Below are 18,028 nucleotides of genomic sequence, written 5' to 3'. Positions count from 1 at the left end.
TTCTTTCAGAGCGTGGTGCCGTCCTCTTCCTGTGCCTGCAAGGCCCACATCTGAGCGTAGGCGCCATCCAGCGCCAGCAGTTCGCTGTGACTGCCCCGCTCGATGATGCGGCCGGCGTCCATCACCAGGATCTGGTCGGCGTCCATGATGGTGGACAGCCGATGCGCGATGATGAGCGTCGTGTGGCCGCGCGCCACCTGTTCGAGCTGGCTCTGGATCGCCTGTTCTGTTTTCGAGTCGAGCGCCGACGTGGCTTCGTCGAAGATCAGTATCGGCGGATTCTTCAGCAGCGCGCGGGCGATGGCCACCCGCTGCTTCTCACCGCCCGACAGTTTCAGCCCGCGCTCGCCCACCTTGGTTGCATAGCCGTCCGGCAGCTTCTGCACGAAGTCGTGCAGCTGCGCGGCGCGGCTGGCGGCCTCGACCTCGGCGGCGGACGCCGTGACCCGGCCGTACTGGATGTTGTAGTGGATGCTGTCGTTGAACAGCACGGTGTCCTGCGGAACGATACCGATCGCGCCGCGCAGGCTGTCCTGCGTGAGCTGGCGGATGTCGGTGCCGTTGATCGTGATCCGACCGCGGCCCTCGGCCACGTCGTAGAAGCGGTAGAGCAGCCGCGCCAGCGTCGACTTTCCGGAGCCCGAGTGACCCACGACGGCGACGCGATGGCCGGCCGGTATCGTGAAGTCGACGTCGTGCAGGATCTGCCGCGCCGGTTCGTAACTGAAGTTCACCTGCTGGAAGCGCACCTCGCACGGGCCGTCAGCCAGTGTCAGTGCGTCTGGCGCGTCGGCGACCTCGCGGTGCGTTTCCATCAGCGCGAACATGCGCTCGATGTCGGTCAGCGACTGGCGGATTTCCCGGTACAGCACGCCGAGGAAGTTCAGTGGAATGTAGAGCTGGATCATGAAGGCATTGACCAGCACGATGTCGCCGATGGTCATGCGGCCCTCCGCCACGCCCACCATGGCGCGCCACATCATCAGCGTGACGCCGATGGCGATGATGAAGGCCTGGCCCATGTTCAGCCATGACAGAGACACCTGGCTGCGCTCCTGCGCGCGTTGCCAGCGGATGAGCTGCTCGTCGTAGCGGCGCGCCTCGAATTCCTCGTTGTTGAAGTACTTCACCGTCTCGTAATTGAGCAGGCTGTCGATGGCTCGTGTGTTGGCTGCCGAATCCAGTTCGTTCGCCTCGCGCCGCAGGGTGGTGCGCCAGTTCGTCACGGTCACGGTGAAGGTGATGTAGAGCGCCAGCGTGACGAAGGTGATCAGTGCGAAGCTCGCTTCGTACTTCACGGCGAGGATGCTCAGCACGAGCCCGATCTCGACCAGCGTCGGCAGGATGGAGTAGAGCGTGTAGCTGATCAGCGAGCCGATTGCCCGCGTGCCGCGCTCGATGTCGCGGGTCAGGCCGCCGGTCTGGCGTTCCAGGTGGAAGCGCAGTGACAGCGCGTGCAGATGGCGGAACACCTGCAGCGAAATGCGCCGCACCGCCTGCTGGGTGACGCGCGAAAACACGATTTCGCGCAGTTCGGTCAGCATCGAAGTCGAGAAGCGCAGCGCACCATAGGCGGCCAGCAGACCCAGTGGCACCAGCAGCGGCGCCGCTTCGAGCGCCGCGCGGCTGCTGGCGGCTGCCGGCGCCAGCGCGTCGATGATCTGCTTGAACACCAGTGGCACCGCGACGTTCGAGCCCTTGGCCAGTACCAGACAGGCAAGCGCGATCAGCACGCGCCATTTGTAGGCCCAGAGGTAAGGCAGCAGGTTGCGGATGGTTTCGGAATCGCGGCGGCGGGCGCCCGGCACGGTCGCGGCGGGCAGGGGGGCGGTGGCAGATCGTCTCATGGCCGGATTCTACGGGCTGCGCGGCCGCGTGCCAGCGCTATCGAAGCCGGCGCAGGCCAGGTGCATGCCTGCCGTGGAGGCGCGGGGCCTTTTGCTGCGGCCGCCGCGCCTGAACGGCCGCGTTACCGGGGCACCGGCCGAGTCGAGGTCTGCAGACCGCTCTCACAAGGTGCTCGCCGCCGTGCCGATCACGCGGATTCGCAGCTGCGACCCTCGGCAGCGCCGAACAGCGTGTGCTGCCAGCCCTCAGACCAGCAGCGTCAGCCAGGCAGCACCGACCGACAGCAGAACGCCGGGTACGACCTGCAGGGCGAAGGCGCGGTCACCGGTGGTGACGGCGACGATGAGCTTACTCGACGCATTGGTGGTGAAGCCGGCCAGTATCGGCAGCACCGCCTGCTCGGCCGTGATGCGGCCGCTGGCCTGCAGCGAGGCCACCGCGGCTGCAGCCGAATGGGCGTCGGCGAAGCCTGCCAGCGCTGCCGCCAGGCCTGCACCGCTGGCGCCGTAGCGGTCGGTCAGGAAGGCGGTGATCAGCAGCAGCACGCCCATGGTGGCGGCGAACAGCATGGCCAGCCGCGGGTTGAAGGGCCGGCCGGGCGGCGGCGTGTCGCCGTCCCGCGTCCGCACGCTGCGCAGCGCGATCAGCAGGCCGTAGGCCGCGGCGGCCACACCGGCCGCCAGCAGCGGCAGCGCCATCGCACGCAGCACGGCCGGGCTGGTCGCCGCCAGCAGCACGGCGAGATAGACCACGGTCGCCAGCGACGACAGTACGGCGCCGGACACCGCGCCCGCGCGCAGCGCCGGGTCGCGTCGCGCTTCGGCACCCATGGCGGCGATGGTGGCGGTGCTCGACACGAAACCCGAGGCGAAGCCTGCGAAGGTGAGGCCGAGCGCCGGACCGGCCGCGCGCAGCGCGATATGGCCGCAGGCGTTGATCGCCATCATCAGTACCGCCAGCGTCCACAAGGTGCGCGGGTTGATCGCCCCGAGCGGGTCGACCGTGCGGTCGGGCACCAGCGGCAGGATGACCAGCGCGGCAGCGGCCAGCAGCAGGCCGTCGTGCACCTCCTGTTCCGACAGCACGCGTACGACGAAGCGGTGTAGCTGGCTGCGCGCCGCCAGCGCGATCGCGACCAGCACGCCGATGCCGATCGCCAGCCGCGCGTCGTGCATGGCCAGCGCACCGAGCATGAAGGTGAGCACCAGCGCGATTTCAGTGGTGAGGCCCGGGTCGTCCTCGCGCGAGCGGCGGTAGGACACGATGGCCAGCACGCCGACCACGGCGGCCAGCACGGCCAGCGTCGCGCCGCCGCCGAGCAGCATCGCGAGTGCCCCCAGCAGCGAGGTCAGCGTGAAGGTGCGCAGGCCGGCCGCGGCGCGGGCCGGGCCCTCGCCCTTGCGGCGCTCGCGCTCGATGCCGATCAGCAGGCCGATGCCGAGCGCGGCGGCCAGGCCGGTCAGCCGCGGATCGATATCGGTGGGCATGGCAGGTGACGGAATGAGCTCATACCATTACCTTACCCGACGGCGCGCCGGTCTCCGGCCGCCGCATGTTGCGGAGACCTCTATCCATGCACACCACCGTGATCACCGTCGACGGCCTCGAAAGCGAGGACTGCGTCCATGAAATCACCAACGTGATCCACGAACTGCCCGGCATCAACACGGTCGAGGTCGCGCTGGCGACCGGCACCGTCAGCGTCGAGCACAGCCCTCTGGTCAGCGAAGCCGATATCCGGCAGGTGCTGGAAGACGAGGGCTACGCGCTCAAGTAACGCACGCCACACCCGCGTCAAGCCGCGCCGGCCGGCACGTTCGCGGGCCCGTCACATGCCTGTGGCGTAAGACGCATCGCCGCAGCCGCCTCGGCGCGATCGCCAATGATCGGGTGCATTGATCGCATCCGCATGCTTCATTCCGGTGCGCGATCGGGCCGCTAAATCCATGCTTTGAAAAGGGTTTTTCAGTCTCCGCGCGGGGTGCGTGCGGCCGCAAGGCGGCGTGTGCATCCATTGATCGCATATTGATTGCACTCATCCGGGCGCCGGTGGCACGGCGCATGCGAATGGAAGGGCGAGCGTCTGAAGGACAGTCAATGTTCCGGACGCCACTTTCCTGATCGCATATCACCACCGGAGATTGCCATGCCCAAAGTCACCCGCCCCGCCAACGAGAAGGGCGAATTCCTCGTCGACTACGAAGAGAAGGTGTTCGAGGACGTGAAGGCCGAGCCCGGCGAGAAGGCGCTGGTCACCTTCCACACCGTCGCCTTCGAGGGGTCCATCGGTTTCGTCAATCTGCTGCAGGCCACGCGACTGCAGCGCAAGGGTTTCGATACCTCGGTGCTGCTGTACGGCCCGGGCGTCACGCTGGGTGTGAAGCGCGGCTTCCCGACGCTGGGCGACGAAGCCTTCCCCGGCCACCAGAACTTCAACAAGCAGATTTCGAAGTTCATCGAGGAAGGCGGCAAGGTCTATGCATGCCGCTTCGCGCTGCAGGCGCTGTACGGCCACGGCGAAGGCGCGCTGATCGAAGGCATCCGTCCGATCAATCCGCTGGATGTGCTGGACATCATCCTGCTGCATCGCAAGGACAACGCCTTCATCCTCGATACCTGGACGCTGTGATCATGGGCGCCCGCACTTTCTTCGGAGCGCGGCATCCCTGCGCCATATTGCCGATCGGGCCGCGTCGGGACGAGCGGACCGCCGAGGCAAGGGCGGGCGGCGCCTGGCCGTGGGGCTCCGCTTCAGACTCGCCGCGCGTGGCGGCGACCGCGAATGCGTCGCCTCGCGCCTCGGGCACCTGGCCGTGGGAGGGCGAGGCCGTTCGCGGCGCGTCGCAAGCAGTCCGTCGTGAAGCGATCAATGGATCGGGGCCCAGGCCATGAGCGCGCCGCGCATCATCCGCGCCGCGGCCATCCAGATCGCGCCCGATCTCGAATCCGCCGACGGTACGCTGGCCCGCGTGCTGGAGGCGATCGACGAGGCAGCGGACCGCGGCGCGCAGCTGGCCGTGTTTCCGGAAACCTTCGTGCCCTACTACCCGTACTTCTCCTTCGTGCAGCCGGCGGTGCGCATGGGCGCCGACCACCTGAAGCTGTACGAGCGGGCGGTGACGGTGCCCGGGCCGGTCACGCAGGCGGTCGCGGAGAAGGCGAAGTCGCGTGGCATTGTCGTGGTGCTCGGCGTGAACGAGCGCGACCACGGCAGCCTGTACAACACGCAGCTGGTGTTCGACGCCGACGGCAGCCTGCGGCTCAAGCGTCGCAAGATCACGCCGACCTATCACGAACGCATGGTGTGGGGGCAGGGCGACGCCGCGGGGCTGAAGGTGGTCGACACCGCTGTCGGCCGACTCGGCGCGCTCGCCTGCTGGGAACACTACAACCCGCTGGCGCGCTACGCGCTGATGACCCAGCACGAAGAAATCCACTGCGCCCAGTTCCCGGGCTCGATGGTCGGCCAGATCTTCGCCGACCAGATGGAAGTGACCATCCGCCACCACGCGCTGGAGTCCGGCTGCTTCGTCATCAATTCCACCGGCTGGCTGAGCGACGAACAGATCCAGTCCATCACGCCGGACGCCGGCCTGCAGCGCGCGCTGCGCGGCGGCTGCCACACCGCCATCGTGTCGCCCGAAGGCGTCCATCTGGCGCCGCCGCTGACAGAAGGCGAAGGCATGGTGGTGGCCGATCTCGACATGGCGCTGGTGACCAAGCGCAAACGCATGATGGATTCGGTCGGGCATTACGCGCGGCCGGAACTGCTGAGTCTGGCCATCAACGACCGGCCCGCCTCGACCACGGTCGCCCTGCACGACACCTCACTCCGGAGCACTGCCGATGAGCACGATCACGACCCCCGACGCCTCCAGCCGGCAACTGATGACGGACCTGCAGTCGTACGGCTTGCGGCTGGCTGATCCGAAGGCCGGCGCACCCAGCCGCCGCGGTGGCGCGGGGCCGTCCGACCACAAGGCGGTGACGGTGGATGGCGTCACCATCATGGTGCCGGTGCATACCGGCAGCGCCTTTGCGTCGCCCTTCACGGCCGACGCACCGGACGCCGACGGCCGCGTGCAGATCCGCCGCGGCCACATTCCGATCGCGCTGGCGAGCTTTCCGAAGCAGCCGCGCTTCTATGCCTTGCAGACCCTGGACGGCATTCCGTATTCGCATATCGCGACGCTGCACGGCGCCGACGTGCTGGCGACCACGGTGCTGCAGACCTGCATCCGCTACGAAAGCCGACGCAAGGCCTGCAAGTTCTGTTCGATCGGCCAGTCGCTTGCGGCCGGCCGCACCATCGCGCACAAGACGCCCGAGCAGCTGGCCGAAGTGGCGCGCGCCGCCGTGTTGCTCGACGGCGTCAAGCACATGGTCATGACCACCGGCACGCCGGCCACGCCAGACCGCGGCGCGCAGGTGCTGTGCGATTCGGCGTTCGCGGTGCGCGCCGCGGTCGATCTGCCGATACAAGGGCAGTGCGAACCGCCGGACGACGACCGCTGGTTTGCGCGCATGAAGGCGGCCGGCATCGACACGCTGGGCATGCACCTCGAAGTGGTGACGCCGGCGCTGCGCGAACAGATCATGCCGGGCAAGGCCACGGTGCCGATGGCGCGCTACATGGAGGCGTTCGCCGCGGCGGTCGAGGTGTTCGGCCGCGGCCAGGTGAGCAGCTACATCCTCGCCGGGCTGGGCGACACGAAGGAGGCCATTCTCGACATGAGCACGCAACTCATCGCGCTCGGCGTCTATCCCTTCGTCGTGCCCTTCGTACCGATCAGCGGCACGCCGCTGGAAGACCATCCGGCGCCGTCGCCCGAATTCATGCGCTCGATACTGGCGCCGCTCGGCGAGATGGTGTCCGTCGCCGGGTTGCGTTCGACCGATATCAAGGCCGGTTGCGGCAAGTGCGGCGCCTGTTCGTCGCTGTCCTCGTTCGAACGTACGGAGGCTGCCCATGCTGTCGGCTGACGCGAAGGACCTGTGCGAACTGCCGCCACGCTTCGCGCCCTGCGAGTTCCGCATCAAGTGGGCGCATGGCGACTGGGAACACGACCAGGCGATGCGGCTGCGCCGCGCCGTGTTCTGCGTCGAGCAGGGCGTGTTCCCGGGCGACGACCGCGACGCCATCGACGACCAAGCGCAGATCATCGTCGCGCTGGCCTGCGTCGGTGGCATGCCGGACCAGGTGGTGGGTACGGTGCGCATCCATGAAGACCGCAACAGCGACCCCGGCCTGTGGTGGGGTTCGCGTCTGGCCGTGCATCCGGCCTTCCGCAGCCAGGGCCGACTGGGGGCGACCTTGATCCGCCTCGCGGTCACCAGCGCGCACGCGCGCGGCTGCCATGCCTTCCTCGCGCACGTGCAGGCGCAGAACCTGCCGCTGTTCCGCCGCCTGCACTGGACGCCGCTGCAGGCGGAAACGCTGCACGGCCGGCCGCACTGGCTGATGCAGGCGCAGCTCGATCATTACCCGCCGTGCTACGACGTCTACACCGGCTTCGTCGCGCGCAGCGCCGGAGCGTCGGCATGACGCAGCCCGCGATGTCGCTCACCGAACTGACCGATGCGCTGCGTGGCAGCCCGGGCTTCGCACACAAGCGCGACATTTCCGACGTGATGGCCGCGCTCGGTCGCGCGCTGCCCGGCGGCGTCGCCGACATGGCGCAGGCCGTGGCCATCGGCGACGACTGCGCCGCCATTCCCGATCCGTCGGGCGAAGGCTGGCTGCTGTTCGCGATCGAAGGTCTGGTCGAGGAATTCGTCGCCCGCATGCCGTGGTTCGCCGGTTACTGCGGCCTGATGGTCAATGTGAGCGACATCTGCGCGATGGGTGGCCGGCCGATCGCGGTGGTCGATGCGCTGTGGAGCGACGGTGCCGACAGTTCCGAGCCGGTGCTCGACGGTCTCGCCGCCGCATCGGCGCGCTACGGCGTGCCCATCGTCGGCGGCCACAGCAACCACCGCGCCGCGCGCGGCCAGCTGGCGGTGGCGGTGCTGGGCCGCGCGCGCAAGCTCATCACCAGCTTCGACGCGCAGCCGGACGACGATCTCATCCTCGCGGTCGACCTGCGCGGCGCCTTCGAGGAACCGTATCCGTACTGGAATGCGTCCACCCGTGCGCCGGCAGAGCGGCTGCGCGGCGACATCGAAATCCTGCCGCGCCTGGCCGAAGACGGCCTGTGCGACGCCGGCAAGGACGTGAGCATGGCGGGCGCCATCGGCAGCGCGCTGATGCTGCTCGAATGCTCGGGTGTGGGCGCGCAGATCGACCTCGACACCGTGCCGCGCCCCGATGGCGTGCCGCTGCTGCGCTGGCTGCTGTCCTTCCCCAGCTTCGGCTATGTGCTGTCGGTGCGCCCGCAGCAGCGGCTGCGCGTGCTCGAACGCTTCGCCGCGCGCGGTATCGCGGCTGCGCGCATCGGCCGCGTCACCGCCGCGCCGGAGGTATGGCTGACCCAGCGCGGTGAGCGGGCGCTGCTGTGGAATGTGAAGGACCAGCCCTTCATCCGCGCTCCGCGGGAGACCATCGATGTCTGAGCCGCTGCGCATCGGCCTGCTGACGCACTCGGTCAATCCGCGCGGCGGCGTCGTGCATACGATCGAGCTGGCGCAGGCGCTGCATGCACAGGGCCACGACGTGACGGTGTTCGCGCCGGCCGCCGGTGGCCAGCGCCTGTTCCGCGCCATCGACTGCCGCTTCGAGCCGGTGCCGGTCGCTGCCGCCGCGCGCGACGTCGTCGGCATGGCTCGCTCACGCATCGCCGCCTTCGTCGACCACCTCTCGCCGCGTCTCGAACCCGCGACGTTCGACGTGCTGCACGCGCAGGACGGCCTCGGTGCGAATGCGCTCGCCACGCTGCAGCAGCGTGGACGGATCGCCGGCTTCGTGCGCACCGTGCATCACCTCGACCCGTTCGCCGACCCGCAGCTCGCCGCCTGGCAGACGCGTGGCGTGCTGGCTGCGCGCGCGGTGCTGTGCGTGAGCCGGCTGTGGCAGCAAGCCTTGCAGGACGATCTGGGCGTGCAGGCGCACTGCGTGAACAACGGCGTCGATCTGGTGCGCTACACGAGCACGCCGGATGCGCGTGACGGCGCACTGGCGCAGCGCCTCGGCCTGCGCGGCGGCCCGATTCTCCTCGCTGTCGGCGGCATCGAGGCGCGCAAGAACACGCGCCGCGTGCTGCAGGCCTTCGCCCTGCTCAAGCCGTCGTTGCCGCAGGCACAGCTGCTGATCGCAGGCGGCGCCAGCCTGCTCGATCACGCCGACTACGCGCAGGCCTTCCGCGACGATGTGTACGCCAGCGGCCTGAGCGCCGGGGAGGGGGGCGACGTCGTCATCACCGGCGCGCTCGACGACGCCGACATGCCGTCGCTGTTCCGTCTCGCCGACGTGCTGGTGATGGCCTCCACGCGCGAGGGCTTCGGTCTGGTCGTGCTGGAGGCGCTGGCCAGCGGCACGCCGGTGGTCGCCTCGCGTATCGCACCGTTCACCGAATACCTGGACGACGACACCGCGAGCTGGGCCGACCCGCTCGACACCGCTTCGATCGCGCAGGCGATGCGGCACGCACTCGATCCCGCACGCGCCGCACTGCTGCGTACGCCGCCCGCTGTGTGCCGTCGCTACAGCTGGGCGGCCAGCGCCGCGCGCCACGTCGACCTGTACCGCGCGCTGTGCATCGCACCGGCGCGCCAAACCGAAACCGTCTGAGGACTTCACATGCCCGCCATGCACTTCACCGTCCGCTGGCCGGACGCGACCGAAACCCGCTGCTACTCGCCATCGCTGGTAATCAAGGACTACTTCGCGCCGGGCGCCCGCTATCCGCTGCCCGACTTCATGGCTTCGGCGCGCGAGGCGCTGCATATCGCCTCCGAGCGGGTACGCGCGAAGTACGGCTTCGCCTGTTCGGCCGCGATGGACCAGCTGGCTGACCTCGAACAGCTCGCCGCCCGCTGGGGCGACGACCCGCACACCCACATCGAACTGGTCAGTTTCGACGAATGACCGCCGCAAGGAGAACGCCATGAGCACCCCCGAAACCATCCCCCATCTGCCGGTCATCATCGTCGGCGGCGGCCAGGCCGGCCTGTCGATGAGCGCCTGCCTGCAGCAGTCCGGCATCGAACATCTGGTGCTGGAAAAGCACAGCGCGATGCACGTGTGGCGCACCCAGCGCTGGGACAACTTCTGCCTGGTCACGCCGAACTGGCAGTGCGCGCTGCCCGGCCACGCCTACGACGGCGCGGACCCGCACGGTTTCATGAAGAAGGACGAGATCAATGCCTGGCTCGACGCCTTCCGCCGCAAGGTGAATCCGCCGCTGCGCGAGGGCGTGTCGGTGCAGCGCGTGACACCGCGGCCTGACGGCGGCTTTCACGTGTCGACCTCGGCCGGCGACTGGACCGCCGACCAGGTGGTGGTGGCCAGTGGCGGCTATCACGTGCCCATCGTGCCGCGCATGGCCGAACGGCTGCCGGCCGGCATCACGCAACTGCACTCCGAGCAGTACCGCAACGCCGACGCGCTGCCGCCGGGCGCCGTGCTGGTGGTCGGTTCCGGCCAGTCCGGCGCGCAGATCGCCGAGGATCTGCATCTGGCCGGCCGCACCGTGCATCTGGCGGTGGGGGACGCGCCGCGCTGCGCCCGCTTCTACCGCGGTCGCGACGTCGTCGACTGGCTGGCCGACATGGGTTACTACGACATGCCGGTGACTGCCCACCCCTTGCGTGAGGGCGTGCGCGACAACACCAATCACTACGTCACCGGCCGCGATGGCGGGCGCGACATCGATCTGCGCCGCTTCGCGCTCGAAGGCATGCAGCTCTATGGACTGCTGCAGGACTTCCGCGACGGCGCCCTGCAGTTCGCCCCGGGTCTGGCCGCCGCGCTGGACAGCGCGGACCGCACTTACAACGGCATCAATGCCGCCATCGACAAGCACATCGCCGACCGTGGCATCGACGCCCCGCCGGCTTCGGTCTATGAGCCGGTATGGCAGCCGGACGAGGAGCGTGCCGCGCTCGATCCGGTCGCCGCCGGCATCACCAGCATCATCTGGTGCATCGGTTTCTCGCCTGACTTCCGCTGGGTCGATGCGCCCGTCTTCAATGGCCGCGGCGATCCGGTGCATGTGCGCGGCGTGACGCAGCAGCCGGGGCTGTACTTCCTCGGACTGCCCTGGCTGCATACCTGGGGCTCCGGCCGCTTCTCCGGCGTGGCGCGCGACGCCGAGTTCCTGGCAGCGCGCATCGCTGCACTGCGCGCCGCGCAGCCCGCCGACGCGGAGGCGCTGACATGCTGATGGACAGCGCCGAACGCCTGCAGTCTTCGTCGGCGCTGCAGCAGCACTACTGCGCCGGCATGCCCCAGCTTGGACTGTATGGTCTGGCGGAAAACTGGCTGCTCAAGGAATGCGGCCATCTGCACTGGATGGCGATCGCGCGCGCGCAGGGCATGCAGCTGCCGGAGTTCGTCGACGCTGCCGGTCGCAAGAGCTATGCGGCGCTGACTGCGGTGCATCTGCGCGAGGCGCGGCTCGACGCCGTGGCAGAGAACGCGCCGTTCTCGCTGACGGTACGTGCCGTGTCGCCCGGCCGCGCCCAGCACTTCAGCGCGCAGACCTTGCGCACCGGCAACACGCGCGCGGCGCGCATCGAACTGCTGTCCGCCTTCGTGCGGCGCGACGCGGGCAGCAACCGCAGCATCGTGCGCGCGCCGGTCGAAGGCGCGGAGTGCGGTGACCGCACGCTGACCGATGCAGCGCTGTCGCTGCAGGCGCGCGCCCGGCTGTTCCGCACCGGCGACGGCGTCGCCCGCATGGGGCTGCAGCCGGCTGCACGTGGAAGCGTGCTGCGCGCCGTCGACATCACGCCGTGCCCGCACAACGATTTCAACGGTGCCGGCCTGCTTTACTTCGCCAGCTTTCAGGCGCTGGCGGACCGCGCCGAACTGGCCTGCTTCGGGCTGTGCCCGGCGCTGACCGCCGAGCGGGAACTGTATTTCTACGGCAACATCGACCCCGGCGAGACGGTGCGTGTCGAACTGCTCGCCGCGCGCGACGACACGTCCGAGTTCGCGCACTGGTGGCGCGTGCGCCGCTGTGCCGACGGCGAGCGCATCGCCGACCTGATCACCCGCAAACGACGACTGCCCTGAACCGACGCCGATGGACAAGACCTCGCAGCACTGGCTCAAGCGCATCCGTTCGAGCAACAAGCCGGCCTATCTGCTGATTGCCGACCTCATCGCCGAGGACGTGCGCAGCGGGCGGCTGACTCCGCGCGACCGTCTGCCTGCGCTGCGCGATCTGGCCGACACGCTCGAACTGAACTACACGACGGTGGCGCGTGGTTACGCCGAGGCGCGCAAGCGCGGGCTGATCGACTCGCGTGCCGGCATGGGCACCTTCGTCCGCGGCTCGACGCCGGGCATGGCGCTGCGCGGTGGCAGTGCGGCCGAAATGACGATGAACCTGCCGCCCGAACCGCAGGAGCCGGCGCTGCTGGCCCACCTGCGCGACAGCGCGGCGCAGCTGATGGCGCAGTCCGACTGGAACGACCTGCTGCGCTACCAGGACTTCGGCGGCACGCGTGAAGACCGTGCCGCCGGCGTGCACTGGCTGCGCCAGCGACTGCCGCTGTGCGCGGTCGAACGCGTGCTGGTGTGCCCGGGCATCCACAGCGCGCTGACCGCGCTGGTGTCGCTGCTGGCGCGGCCGGGCGAGACGATCTGCGTCGAGTCGCTGACCTATCCCGGCATCAAGGCTATCGCCGCCCAGCTCGGCGTGCAGCTGCATGCGCTGCCGCTCGACGACGACGGCCCCAGCGCCGACGCCTTCGAGCACGCCTGCAAGACGCTGAAGCCGCGGGCGCTGTACTGCAACCCGACCTTGCTGAATCCAACCACCGGCACGGTCACCCGTGCGCGGCGCGAGGCGCTGGCCGACGTCGCGCTGCGCTACGCCATCCCCATCATCGAGGACGACGCCTACGCCATGCTGCCGCCCGAGGTGCCGTCGCCGCTGGCCGCACTTGCGCCGGCGCTCACCTATTACATCGGTGGCCTGTCCAAGTGCTTCGGTGCCGGGCTGCGCGCCGCCTACGTGCACGCGCCAGGGCCGCGCCAGGCCGAGCGGCTGGCCGGCGCACTGCGCGCGACCACGGTCATGTGCTCGCCCATCACCACCGCGCTGGCCACGCGCTGGATCACCGACGGCACCGCCGAAGCCATGCTGCAGGCCATCCGCGCCGAATCGGTGGCGCGCCAGGCGTCAGCGGCGCGGCTGCTGGCCGGGCACGCGCTGCGCGCGCAGCCGGAGAGCTTTCACTTCTGGCTGCCGCTCAGCTCCGACTGGTCCATGGTCGAGTTCGCCTCCAACCTGCGCGCCCAGGGCGTGGCCGTCGTCGCCAGCGCCGCCTTCAGCACCGACGGGACGCCACCGGACGCCGTGCGCGTCTGCCTCGGCGGCCCGATGTCGCGCGAGGACTGTGACATCGCGCTGCGCCTGATCGCCGACACGCTGGAACACCCGATGCATCCGCATGCGAATGTGATGTGAGGGCAGGGGCCAGGGACTAGGGGGCAGGGGCTGGAGGGCGGTGCGTGCCCGGGCGGAGCCAGGGGCTGTGGCCGGCAGCCCGGATGTTCATGTCGCGGCATCTGCCTGTCGGCTGCTTTTACACCGACCTGTCCGAGGAATGGCATTGATGGGGCGTGGCGAACGCAAGCCATTGCTTTTGCGAGAGAGTGACGTCGGTCGGACCCGCACTGGTGCAGCTCTTGCTCGCGGTCCGTTGTATCGTGGCTTTCCAGCAGAGGAGCACTATCAATGAGCGTGACGAACAGGGCATTCGTTGCCGCGGGACTGTTGGCCTCCATCTTCGCCGCTGTTCCGGCGCAGGCGGCAAGCCTGTCCGGTTCCTACACGGCGGACGATTACGCAACGGTCTATCTGTCCACCGATCTGCTTGCCGATGCCGGTGAGATCATCAGCGACAAGACCACGCTCTGGGGGGCCAGCGAGAGCTTCTCGGGCGTCGCGTTGGCGGCGGGGCAGGACTACTACCTGCTGATTCATGCGCGTAACGTGTTCAGCGGTCCGGCCATGTTCATCGCGGATTTCTCTATCAGCGGCGAAGGCTTCCGTTTCGCCAACGGCCAGCAGACCCTCAGCACCGGCACCGCATACTGGACGGTGAATGAAAGCGGTTTCGGCGCGCCGGGTGCGACACCCGTGAGTCTCGGAACGAATGCCGGCCTGCAGATCTGGGGTCAGCGTCAGGGCATTTCGGCCGACGCCGAAGCGATCTGGGCCTATTACGCGGACTGGAGCGCCGGCTACAACGGTCCGGCGTATTTCGTCGCCCACATCGTGGCCGTGCCGGAGCCGGAAACCTGGGCGATGTTCGGTGCGGGACTGGCACTCCTGGCGACGCGCCGGCGCGCCGTGAAGCGCTGAACCGGGGCGTTTTTTCGCCTTCGGCGACTGGAGCGGAACCGGCGCTACCGGAACAGGAAGCGGCTGCGCTCGCTGGCGCTCTCGTCCGGCCGCCCGAGTCGGGCGACCACGATGTCCAGCGGCTGCGCGCCACGCAGCGTGCCGTCGTCGGGCGCGGATACGGTCAGTCTCAGGCTGGCGACGCTGTTCCGGGCGACGCGCAGGCGGTCGTTGCCGACGATGGTCGCACCCGGCACGCCATCGATCTGTGCGACGTACTCGACCTCGTTGCGCGTCAGGTTGGCGACCTTCAGCAGGTAGGCGTTCTCGATGCGGCCGTCGGCCGTTTCGCGCATCAGCACACCGCGGTCGCGCAGCACGTCGAGTCGCACTTCGGGCCGGGTCACCATCTGCCACACGCCAAGCGCGGCGAACACGGAGAGCAGCGCGGCGTAGAGCTTCACGCGTGGCTGTACCGCCGTGGGGGCGCGTCCGGACAGCACGGGTTCGGACGCGTAGCGGATCAAGCCGCGGGCGCGGCCGACCTTGTCCATCACCGTATCGCAGGCATCGACGCACAGGCCGCAGTTGATGCAGGCGTACTGCACCCCGTTGCGGATGTCGATGCCGGTCGGGCACACCTGCACGCAGATCGTGCAATCCACGCAGTCGCCAGCGCCGCTGCTGCGCGCATGCGCCCGGGGCTCGCCGCGCAGCCTGTCGTAGCCGACCTGCCGCGTGTGTGCGTCGGTCATCACGCCCTGGAAGCGCGAGTAGGGGCACATGTGCTGGCACACCGATTCGCGCGCGAAGCCGGCCTGCAGATAGGTAAAGGCGGCGTAGAACAGCAGCCAGAAGCCTTCCCACATGCCCACGTCCCAGGCGGTGACGCGCGGCAGCAGATCGCGGATCGGCGTGAAGTAGCCGACGAAGGTGATCGCGGTCCACGCCGCCAGCGCGAGCCACAACGCGTGCTTGGCGCCCTTGATCGCCGCCTTGCGCGGACCCCAGGCTGCCGCGTCCAGCGCCCGGCGTGCGGCAGGCTTGCCTTCGAGCCGCGCCTCGATCCACGTGAACATCATCGTGTACACCGTCTGCGGACAGGCGAAGCCGCAGAACAGCCGTCCGGCCAGCGCGGTCACGAAGAACAGCGCCAGCGCCGCGACGATGAGCACGAAGGCGAACAGCAGCGCGTCCTGCGGCCACAGTACCCAATCGAACAGATAGAGCCGCTCGTGCGGAATGTCCATCCACAGCGCCGGCCGCACCGTATCGCCGTCATGCCAGGTGAGCCACACGCCACCGTAAAACACGAGCTGGGTGAGCCACACCATGGCCCAGCGCCCGCTGTTGAAACGGCCGGATACCGCACGTGCATGCACGGTGCCCGGGCGGGGATGGAAAGTGAGTGGCACGGCGCGGACCGCGCCTCCCGCCAGCGTCGTATCGGTGTTCATCTGCAGGCTCCGGAAAGGGATGCCGGCAGTACACCCGCCGCAGGCGAACAGGGACAGATTCAGCGGAGTTGAATCAATATGGGCACAGATGGAATCCGTCGCGCCCCTTGATGCGGATCAAGTGACCGACGCGAGCGGATGCGGGATGCCCTTGTCGCCATAGGTGCGCACCACCTGCGCGATCACCACCTGATAGCCCTTGAGCCAGCGCGCCTGCAGCTGCTTCGCCCGGATGTGCTCCGGGTGAGTCATCAGTGCCTGCAGCGCGTCCATCGAATCCCAGTAATAGACGTTCGAGATCAGCCCGGTTTCGGCGTTCTCCCAGGCTTCCTCGCCGAGGTAGCCGGGAATGGCGCGGGCGACCTCGGCGATGATGGCGTCCAGCGCGTGGAAGTCGTCGTCGTACTGGCCCTTGGCGAAGGTGAAGGTGGAGGTGTACATGAAGGATGGCTCGTCGGAGAAACGTTCTGGAAAGAGGACTTGGGGCAGCGGCCTGCACGAGAGGAAAGAGATCTTCGGGGGTGTCAACGCTGCGGTTGCGCGTCCCGCAGCACTTCCGTCGGAGCGATGGGCGACCTGTTGATGCTGTGCCGGCGATCAGGGCGCGCATTGTCCGCCGCGATCAGCATGCCTGCACGCCAGGGTGAAATAGCAAGCGTATATACCGTGACCTCGCGATATCGGGGAGCAGCCAAGTTTGGCCCGCTTCGGAAGCGCTTCGGCGCCGGGCCTGTGCGTCGTGTCCGGCCCGCACCGTCTTCCGTGCCGCACCGCACCCAGCAGATCGAGACGATGTCCTTGCAAGCCTCCGGGATCACAAGTTCGGCCGATGCCAGTCGTCCTGCGTCGGTTCATACTGGCGCCAGCCGCATTCATGAGTCGGCAACCGATACCCTGCTCGGCGGCATCAGATGACCACGAAATTTCTGCTCGAGTACGCACGAATCCAGCACGTCTATGCACGTCTGGCGCGGAGCAGCTTGTCCAACCGGCAGGCGCGCGAGGTCGTCGAGCAGGGTTTCAGTGTCGTCGACGATTGGTACGACAGCGGGACGGTGACGGCAATGCGTGCTGCCGTACCCGAGGTCTCTGCGCTCACGGTTGAACCGCAATCGCCGTCGGTGCGCTCACTGCACGACGCGTCGTCGATGGCCGCTTTTGCGCCGTTCTTCGAGGACTCGCGCATTCGCGACGTGGTCGAGACCATCATGGGGGCGCGCGCTGAACGGGTGCGCGACTGGGCCCAGGTCAGGCTGGCGGACGGACCGCGCGGCGCTTTCGACGAGTTCTTTCACATCGACAGTTTCAAGCACCGCATCAAGGCCTTCCTCTATCTGACCGATGTCGGTCACGACGACGGGACGCTGGTGGTGGTTCCGAACTCCACCACGGGATTCTGGCGGGTTCCGCTTGCGCACGAGCTTTACAGCGTGGAAAGGCGCAGCGCTGCAAGCTGGTACACCGAAGCGGCGTCGTATGACGCCATATCGGGCCGCATCGAGAACCACTTTGCCGGCTGTCTGACGCATTACCGCGCCGAACTGCTGATGCGCCGGCGCAAGCTCTCACCGGTTCCGCTGCGCGGCAAGGCCGGCACGCTGGTCATCTGGGACAGCCGCTGCCTGCACAAGCACATCCCTTCGACGACGGATCGCCGGGTCATGCTCGAAGCCGTATTTGCGTGTGCCGGGGCTTATGGCTGAGCCGGTGGGGCCGCGTTCCGGGCCTCGATTCGCTGCTTGATCCGTTGCACTTCCTCGTAGAACTCGCCCACCACACCCTTGCCGCAGTAGCCCCGTTCGCGCATCAGGGCGTCCACCATCGCGCTGTCGAAACGCAGCATCGAGCCGAGGTGGGCTTCCATGTCCTCCTCATAGACATCCTGCGGATAGAGCCCGTCCTTGGCCGCCAGATAGCAGTTGAACAGGATGTCGATGATGAGCACCAGCCAGACGCGCTGCTGCTGGCTCTTCAGCGTGTACGCACCGCCCGGGCTGTACATCGCGGCATCCAGTTCGGAAATCGCCGGCACCTGGATGCTCAGTTCCTTCTTGCGCATCCATTGCTCGTAAATGGTCTGCAGGCTCTGGTTCTTTTCGGTGGTCCTGGTCAATCGGCTCACGCTGACGGCGATCCAGATGCCGACGGCGGCGTTGGCCAGGCCGACCAGGACGGCGGCCCAGTCCGCCGCCGATCCGGGCGCGGACAATATCTTTTCGATCATACGAAACTCCATTCCAACGCTGTCAGACACACCCTCTGACACAA

At 68.3% G+C, this 18,028-nt stretch carries 18 protein-coding genes; 13 read left to right on the top strand and 5 right to left on the bottom strand.

All coding sequences use genetic code 11. The features are described from left to right. Positions 1-5 precede the first annotated feature (5 nt). Together IV112_RS03770 and IV112_RS03765 are read right to left on the bottom strand one after the other, a co-directional pair. Entirely contained in the window at positions 6-1,847 is a 1,842-nt protein-coding gene (locus tag IV112_RS03770) for an ABCB family ABC transporter ATP-binding protein/permease (RefSeq protein WP_304001114.1), read from the bottom strand. A gap of 246 nt (positions 1,848-2,093) precedes the next feature. After that, entirely contained in the window at positions 2,094-3,335 is a 1,242-nt protein-coding gene (locus IV112_RS03765) for an MgtC/SapB family protein (protein ID WP_304001113.1), read from the bottom strand. An 86-nt stretch (positions 3,336-3,421) separates the two neighbouring features. On the opposite strand from IV112_RS03765, the gene IV112_RS03760 reads away from it, so the two are divergent. The 12 genes from IV112_RS03760 (at position 3,422) to IV112_RS03705 (ending at position 14,324) form a co-directional block, all read left to right on the top strand. Then, positions 3,422-3,625, top strand: a complete 204-nt coding sequence (locus IV112_RS03760) for a heavy-metal-associated domain-containing protein (RefSeq protein ID WP_304001112.1) — start codon at positions 3,422-3,424, stop codon at positions 3,623-3,625. 369 nt (positions 3,626-3,994) lie between these two features. Continuing rightward, positions 3,995-4,477 carry an MSMEG_0572/Sll0783 family nitrogen starvation response protein gene (locus IV112_RS03755; RefSeq protein WP_304001111.1) on the top strand — a complete coding sequence of 161 codons (483 nt, stop codon included), beginning with the start codon at positions 3,995-3,997 and terminating at the stop codon, positions 4,475-4,477. Between the two features lie 259 nt (positions 4,478-4,736). Next, a complete protein-coding gene (locus IV112_RS03750) occupies positions 4,737-5,774 on the top strand; it encodes a Nit6803 family nitrilase (protein WP_304001110.1) in 1,038 nt (345 codons plus the stop codon). Then, complete coding sequence (locus IV112_RS03745) at positions 5,695-6,831, top strand: MSMEG_0568 family radical SAM protein (protein WP_304001109.1); 1,137 nt, start codon at positions 5,695-5,697, stop codon at positions 6,829-6,831. The genes IV112_RS03750 and IV112_RS03745 overlap by 80 nt, the downstream gene beginning before the upstream one ends. Next, on the top strand, positions 6,818-7,393 hold the full coding sequence (locus IV112_RS03740; protein WP_304001108.1) for an MSMEG_0567/Sll0786 family nitrogen starvation N-acetyltransferase: 576 nt from the start codon (positions 6,818-6,820) through the stop codon (positions 7,391-7,393). The genes IV112_RS03745 and IV112_RS03740 overlap by 14 nt, the downstream gene beginning before the upstream one ends. Then, positions 7,390-8,400, top strand: coding sequence for a sll0787 family AIR synthase-like protein (locus IV112_RS03735; protein WP_304001107.1), 1,011 nt, complete (start codon positions 7,390-7,392; stop codon positions 8,398-8,400). Before IV112_RS03740 ends, IV112_RS03735 begins: the two co-directional genes overlap by 4 nt. Next, entirely contained in the window at positions 8,393-9,574 is a 1,182-nt protein-coding gene (locus IV112_RS03730; protein ID WP_304001106.1) for an MSMEG_0565 family glycosyltransferase, read from the top strand. Before IV112_RS03735 ends, IV112_RS03730 begins: the two co-directional genes overlap by 8 nt. 9 nt (positions 9,575-9,583) lie before the next feature. Continuing rightward, complete coding sequence (locus IV112_RS03725; protein WP_020163453.1) at positions 9,584-9,871, top strand: MSMEG_0570 family nitrogen starvation response protein; 288 nt, start codon at positions 9,584-9,586, stop codon at positions 9,869-9,871. 19 nt (positions 9,872-9,890) lie between these two features. Beyond that, positions 9,891-11,168 carry an MSMEG_0569 family flavin-dependent oxidoreductase gene (locus tag IV112_RS03720; protein WP_304001105.1) on the top strand — a complete coding sequence of 426 codons (1,278 nt, stop codon included), beginning with the start codon at positions 9,891-9,893 and terminating at the stop codon, positions 11,166-11,168. Beyond that, entirely contained in the window at positions 11,162-12,022 is an 861-nt protein-coding gene (locus IV112_RS03715) for a Pnap_2097 family protein (RefSeq protein ID WP_304001104.1), read from the top strand. The genes IV112_RS03720 and IV112_RS03715 overlap by 7 nt, the downstream gene beginning before the upstream one ends. Positions 12,023-12,032: 10 nt before the next feature. Next, positions 12,033-13,424, top strand: a complete 1,392-nt coding sequence (locus IV112_RS03710) for a PLP-dependent aminotransferase family protein (RefSeq protein WP_304001103.1) — start codon at positions 12,033-12,035, stop codon at positions 13,422-13,424. A 270-nt stretch (positions 13,425-13,694) separates the two neighbouring features. Then, positions 13,695-14,324, top strand: coding sequence for a PEP-CTERM sorting domain-containing protein (locus IV112_RS03705; protein ID WP_304001102.1), 630 nt, complete (start codon positions 13,695-13,697; stop codon positions 14,322-14,324). Positions 14,325-14,368: 44 nt separating this feature from the next. On the opposite strand, the gene ccoG is transcribed toward IV112_RS03705, so the two are convergent. Both ccoG and IV112_RS03695 read right to left on the bottom strand, forming a co-directional pair. Beyond that, a complete protein-coding gene (ccoG, locus tag IV112_RS03700) occupies positions 14,369-15,760 on the bottom strand; it encodes a cytochrome c oxidase accessory protein CcoG (protein ID WP_304001101.1) in 1,392 nt (463 codons plus the stop codon). Between the two features lie 117 nt (positions 15,761-15,877). Next, the gene (locus IV112_RS03695) at positions 15,878-16,201 is read right to left on the bottom strand and encodes an antibiotic biosynthesis monooxygenase family protein (RefSeq protein ID WP_304001100.1); all 324 of its coding nucleotides are present in this window, start codon (positions 16,199-16,201) and stop codon (positions 15,878-15,880) included. A gap of 539 nt (positions 16,202-16,740) precedes the next feature. On the opposite strand from IV112_RS03695, the gene IV112_RS03690 reads away from it, so the two are divergent. After that, the gene (locus IV112_RS03690) at positions 16,741-17,463 is read left to right on the top strand and encodes a phytanoyl-CoA dioxygenase family protein (RefSeq protein ID WP_304001099.1); all 723 of its coding nucleotides are present in this window, start codon (positions 16,741-16,743) and stop codon (positions 17,461-17,463) included. On the opposite strand, the gene IV112_RS03685 is transcribed toward IV112_RS03690, so the two are convergent. Next, positions 17,454-17,984 (bottom strand): hypothetical protein, encoded by a 531-nt coding sequence (locus tag IV112_RS03685; protein WP_304001098.1) that lies wholly within the window; start codon positions 17,982-17,984, stop codon positions 17,454-17,456. The two genes, IV112_RS03690 and IV112_RS03685, sit on opposite strands and share 10 nt — an antisense overlap. Positions 17,985-18,028: the final 44 nt, after the last annotated feature.

Origin of the sequence: Methyloversatilis discipulorum, assembly GCF_018780585.1 — a bacterium.
Classification (GTDB): Bacteria; Pseudomonadota; Gammaproteobacteria; order Burkholderiales; family Rhodocyclaceae; genus Methyloversatilis; species Methyloversatilis discipulorum_B.
Note: the sequence above shows the minus strand (reverse complement) of the source record. Positions and strands in the feature narration are given on the sequence as shown.

Coding starts and splice junctions, on each gene's coding strand:
- IV112_RS03740 (WP_304001108.1), top strand. CDS start 6,818: ATGCTGTCGGCTGACGCGAAGGACCTGTGCGAACTGCCGCCACGCTTC.
- IV112_RS03725 (WP_020163453.1), top strand. CDS start 9,584: ATGCCCGCCATGCACTTCACCGTCCGCTGGCCGGACGCGACCGAAACC.
- IV112_RS03770 (WP_304001114.1), bottom strand. CDS start 1,847: ATGAGACGATCTGCCACCGCCCCCCTGCCCGCCGCGACCGTGCCGGGC.
- IV112_RS03710 (WP_304001103.1), top strand. CDS start 12,033: ATGGACAAGACCTCGCAGCACTGGCTCAAGCGCATCCGTTCGAGCAAC.
- IV112_RS03755 (WP_304001111.1), top strand. CDS start 3,995: ATGCCCAAAGTCACCCGCCCCGCCAACGAGAAGGGCGAATTCCTCGTC.
- IV112_RS03765 (WP_304001113.1), bottom strand. CDS start 3,335: ATGCCCACCGATATCGATCCGCGGCTGACCGGCCTGGCCGCCGCGCTC.
- IV112_RS03685 (WP_304001098.1), bottom strand. CDS start 17,984: ATGATCGAAAAGATATTGTCCGCGCCCGGATCGGCGGCGGACTGGGCC.
- IV112_RS03695 (WP_304001100.1), bottom strand. CDS start 16,201: ATGTACACCTCCACCTTCACCTTCGCCAAGGGCCAGTACGACGACGAC.
- IV112_RS03715 (WP_304001104.1), top strand. CDS start 11,162: ATGCTGATGGACAGCGCCGAACGCCTGCAGTCTTCGTCGGCGCTGCAG.
- IV112_RS03720 (WP_304001105.1), top strand. CDS start 9,891: ATGAGCACCCCCGAAACCATCCCCCATCTGCCGGTCATCATCGTCGGC.
- IV112_RS03750 (WP_304001110.1), top strand. CDS start 4,737: ATGAGCGCGCCGCGCATCATCCGCGCCGCGGCCATCCAGATCGCGCCC.
- IV112_RS03705 (WP_304001102.1), top strand. CDS start 13,695: ATGAGCGTGACGAACAGGGCATTCGTTGCCGCGGGACTGTTGGCCTCC.
- IV112_RS03730 (WP_304001106.1), top strand. CDS start 8,393: ATGTCTGAGCCGCTGCGCATCGGCCTGCTGACGCACTCGGTCAATCCG.
- IV112_RS03760 (WP_304001112.1), top strand. CDS start 3,422: ATGCACACCACCGTGATCACCGTCGACGGCCTCGAAAGCGAGGACTGC.
- IV112_RS03735 (WP_304001107.1), top strand. CDS start 7,390: ATGACGCAGCCCGCGATGTCGCTCACCGAACTGACCGATGCGCTGCGT.
- ccoG (WP_304001101.1), bottom strand. CDS start 15,760: ATGAACACCGATACGACGCTGGCGGGAGGCGCGGTCCGCGCCGTGCCA.
- IV112_RS03745 (WP_304001109.1), top strand. CDS start 5,695: ATGAGCACGATCACGACCCCCGACGCCTCCAGCCGGCAACTGATGACG.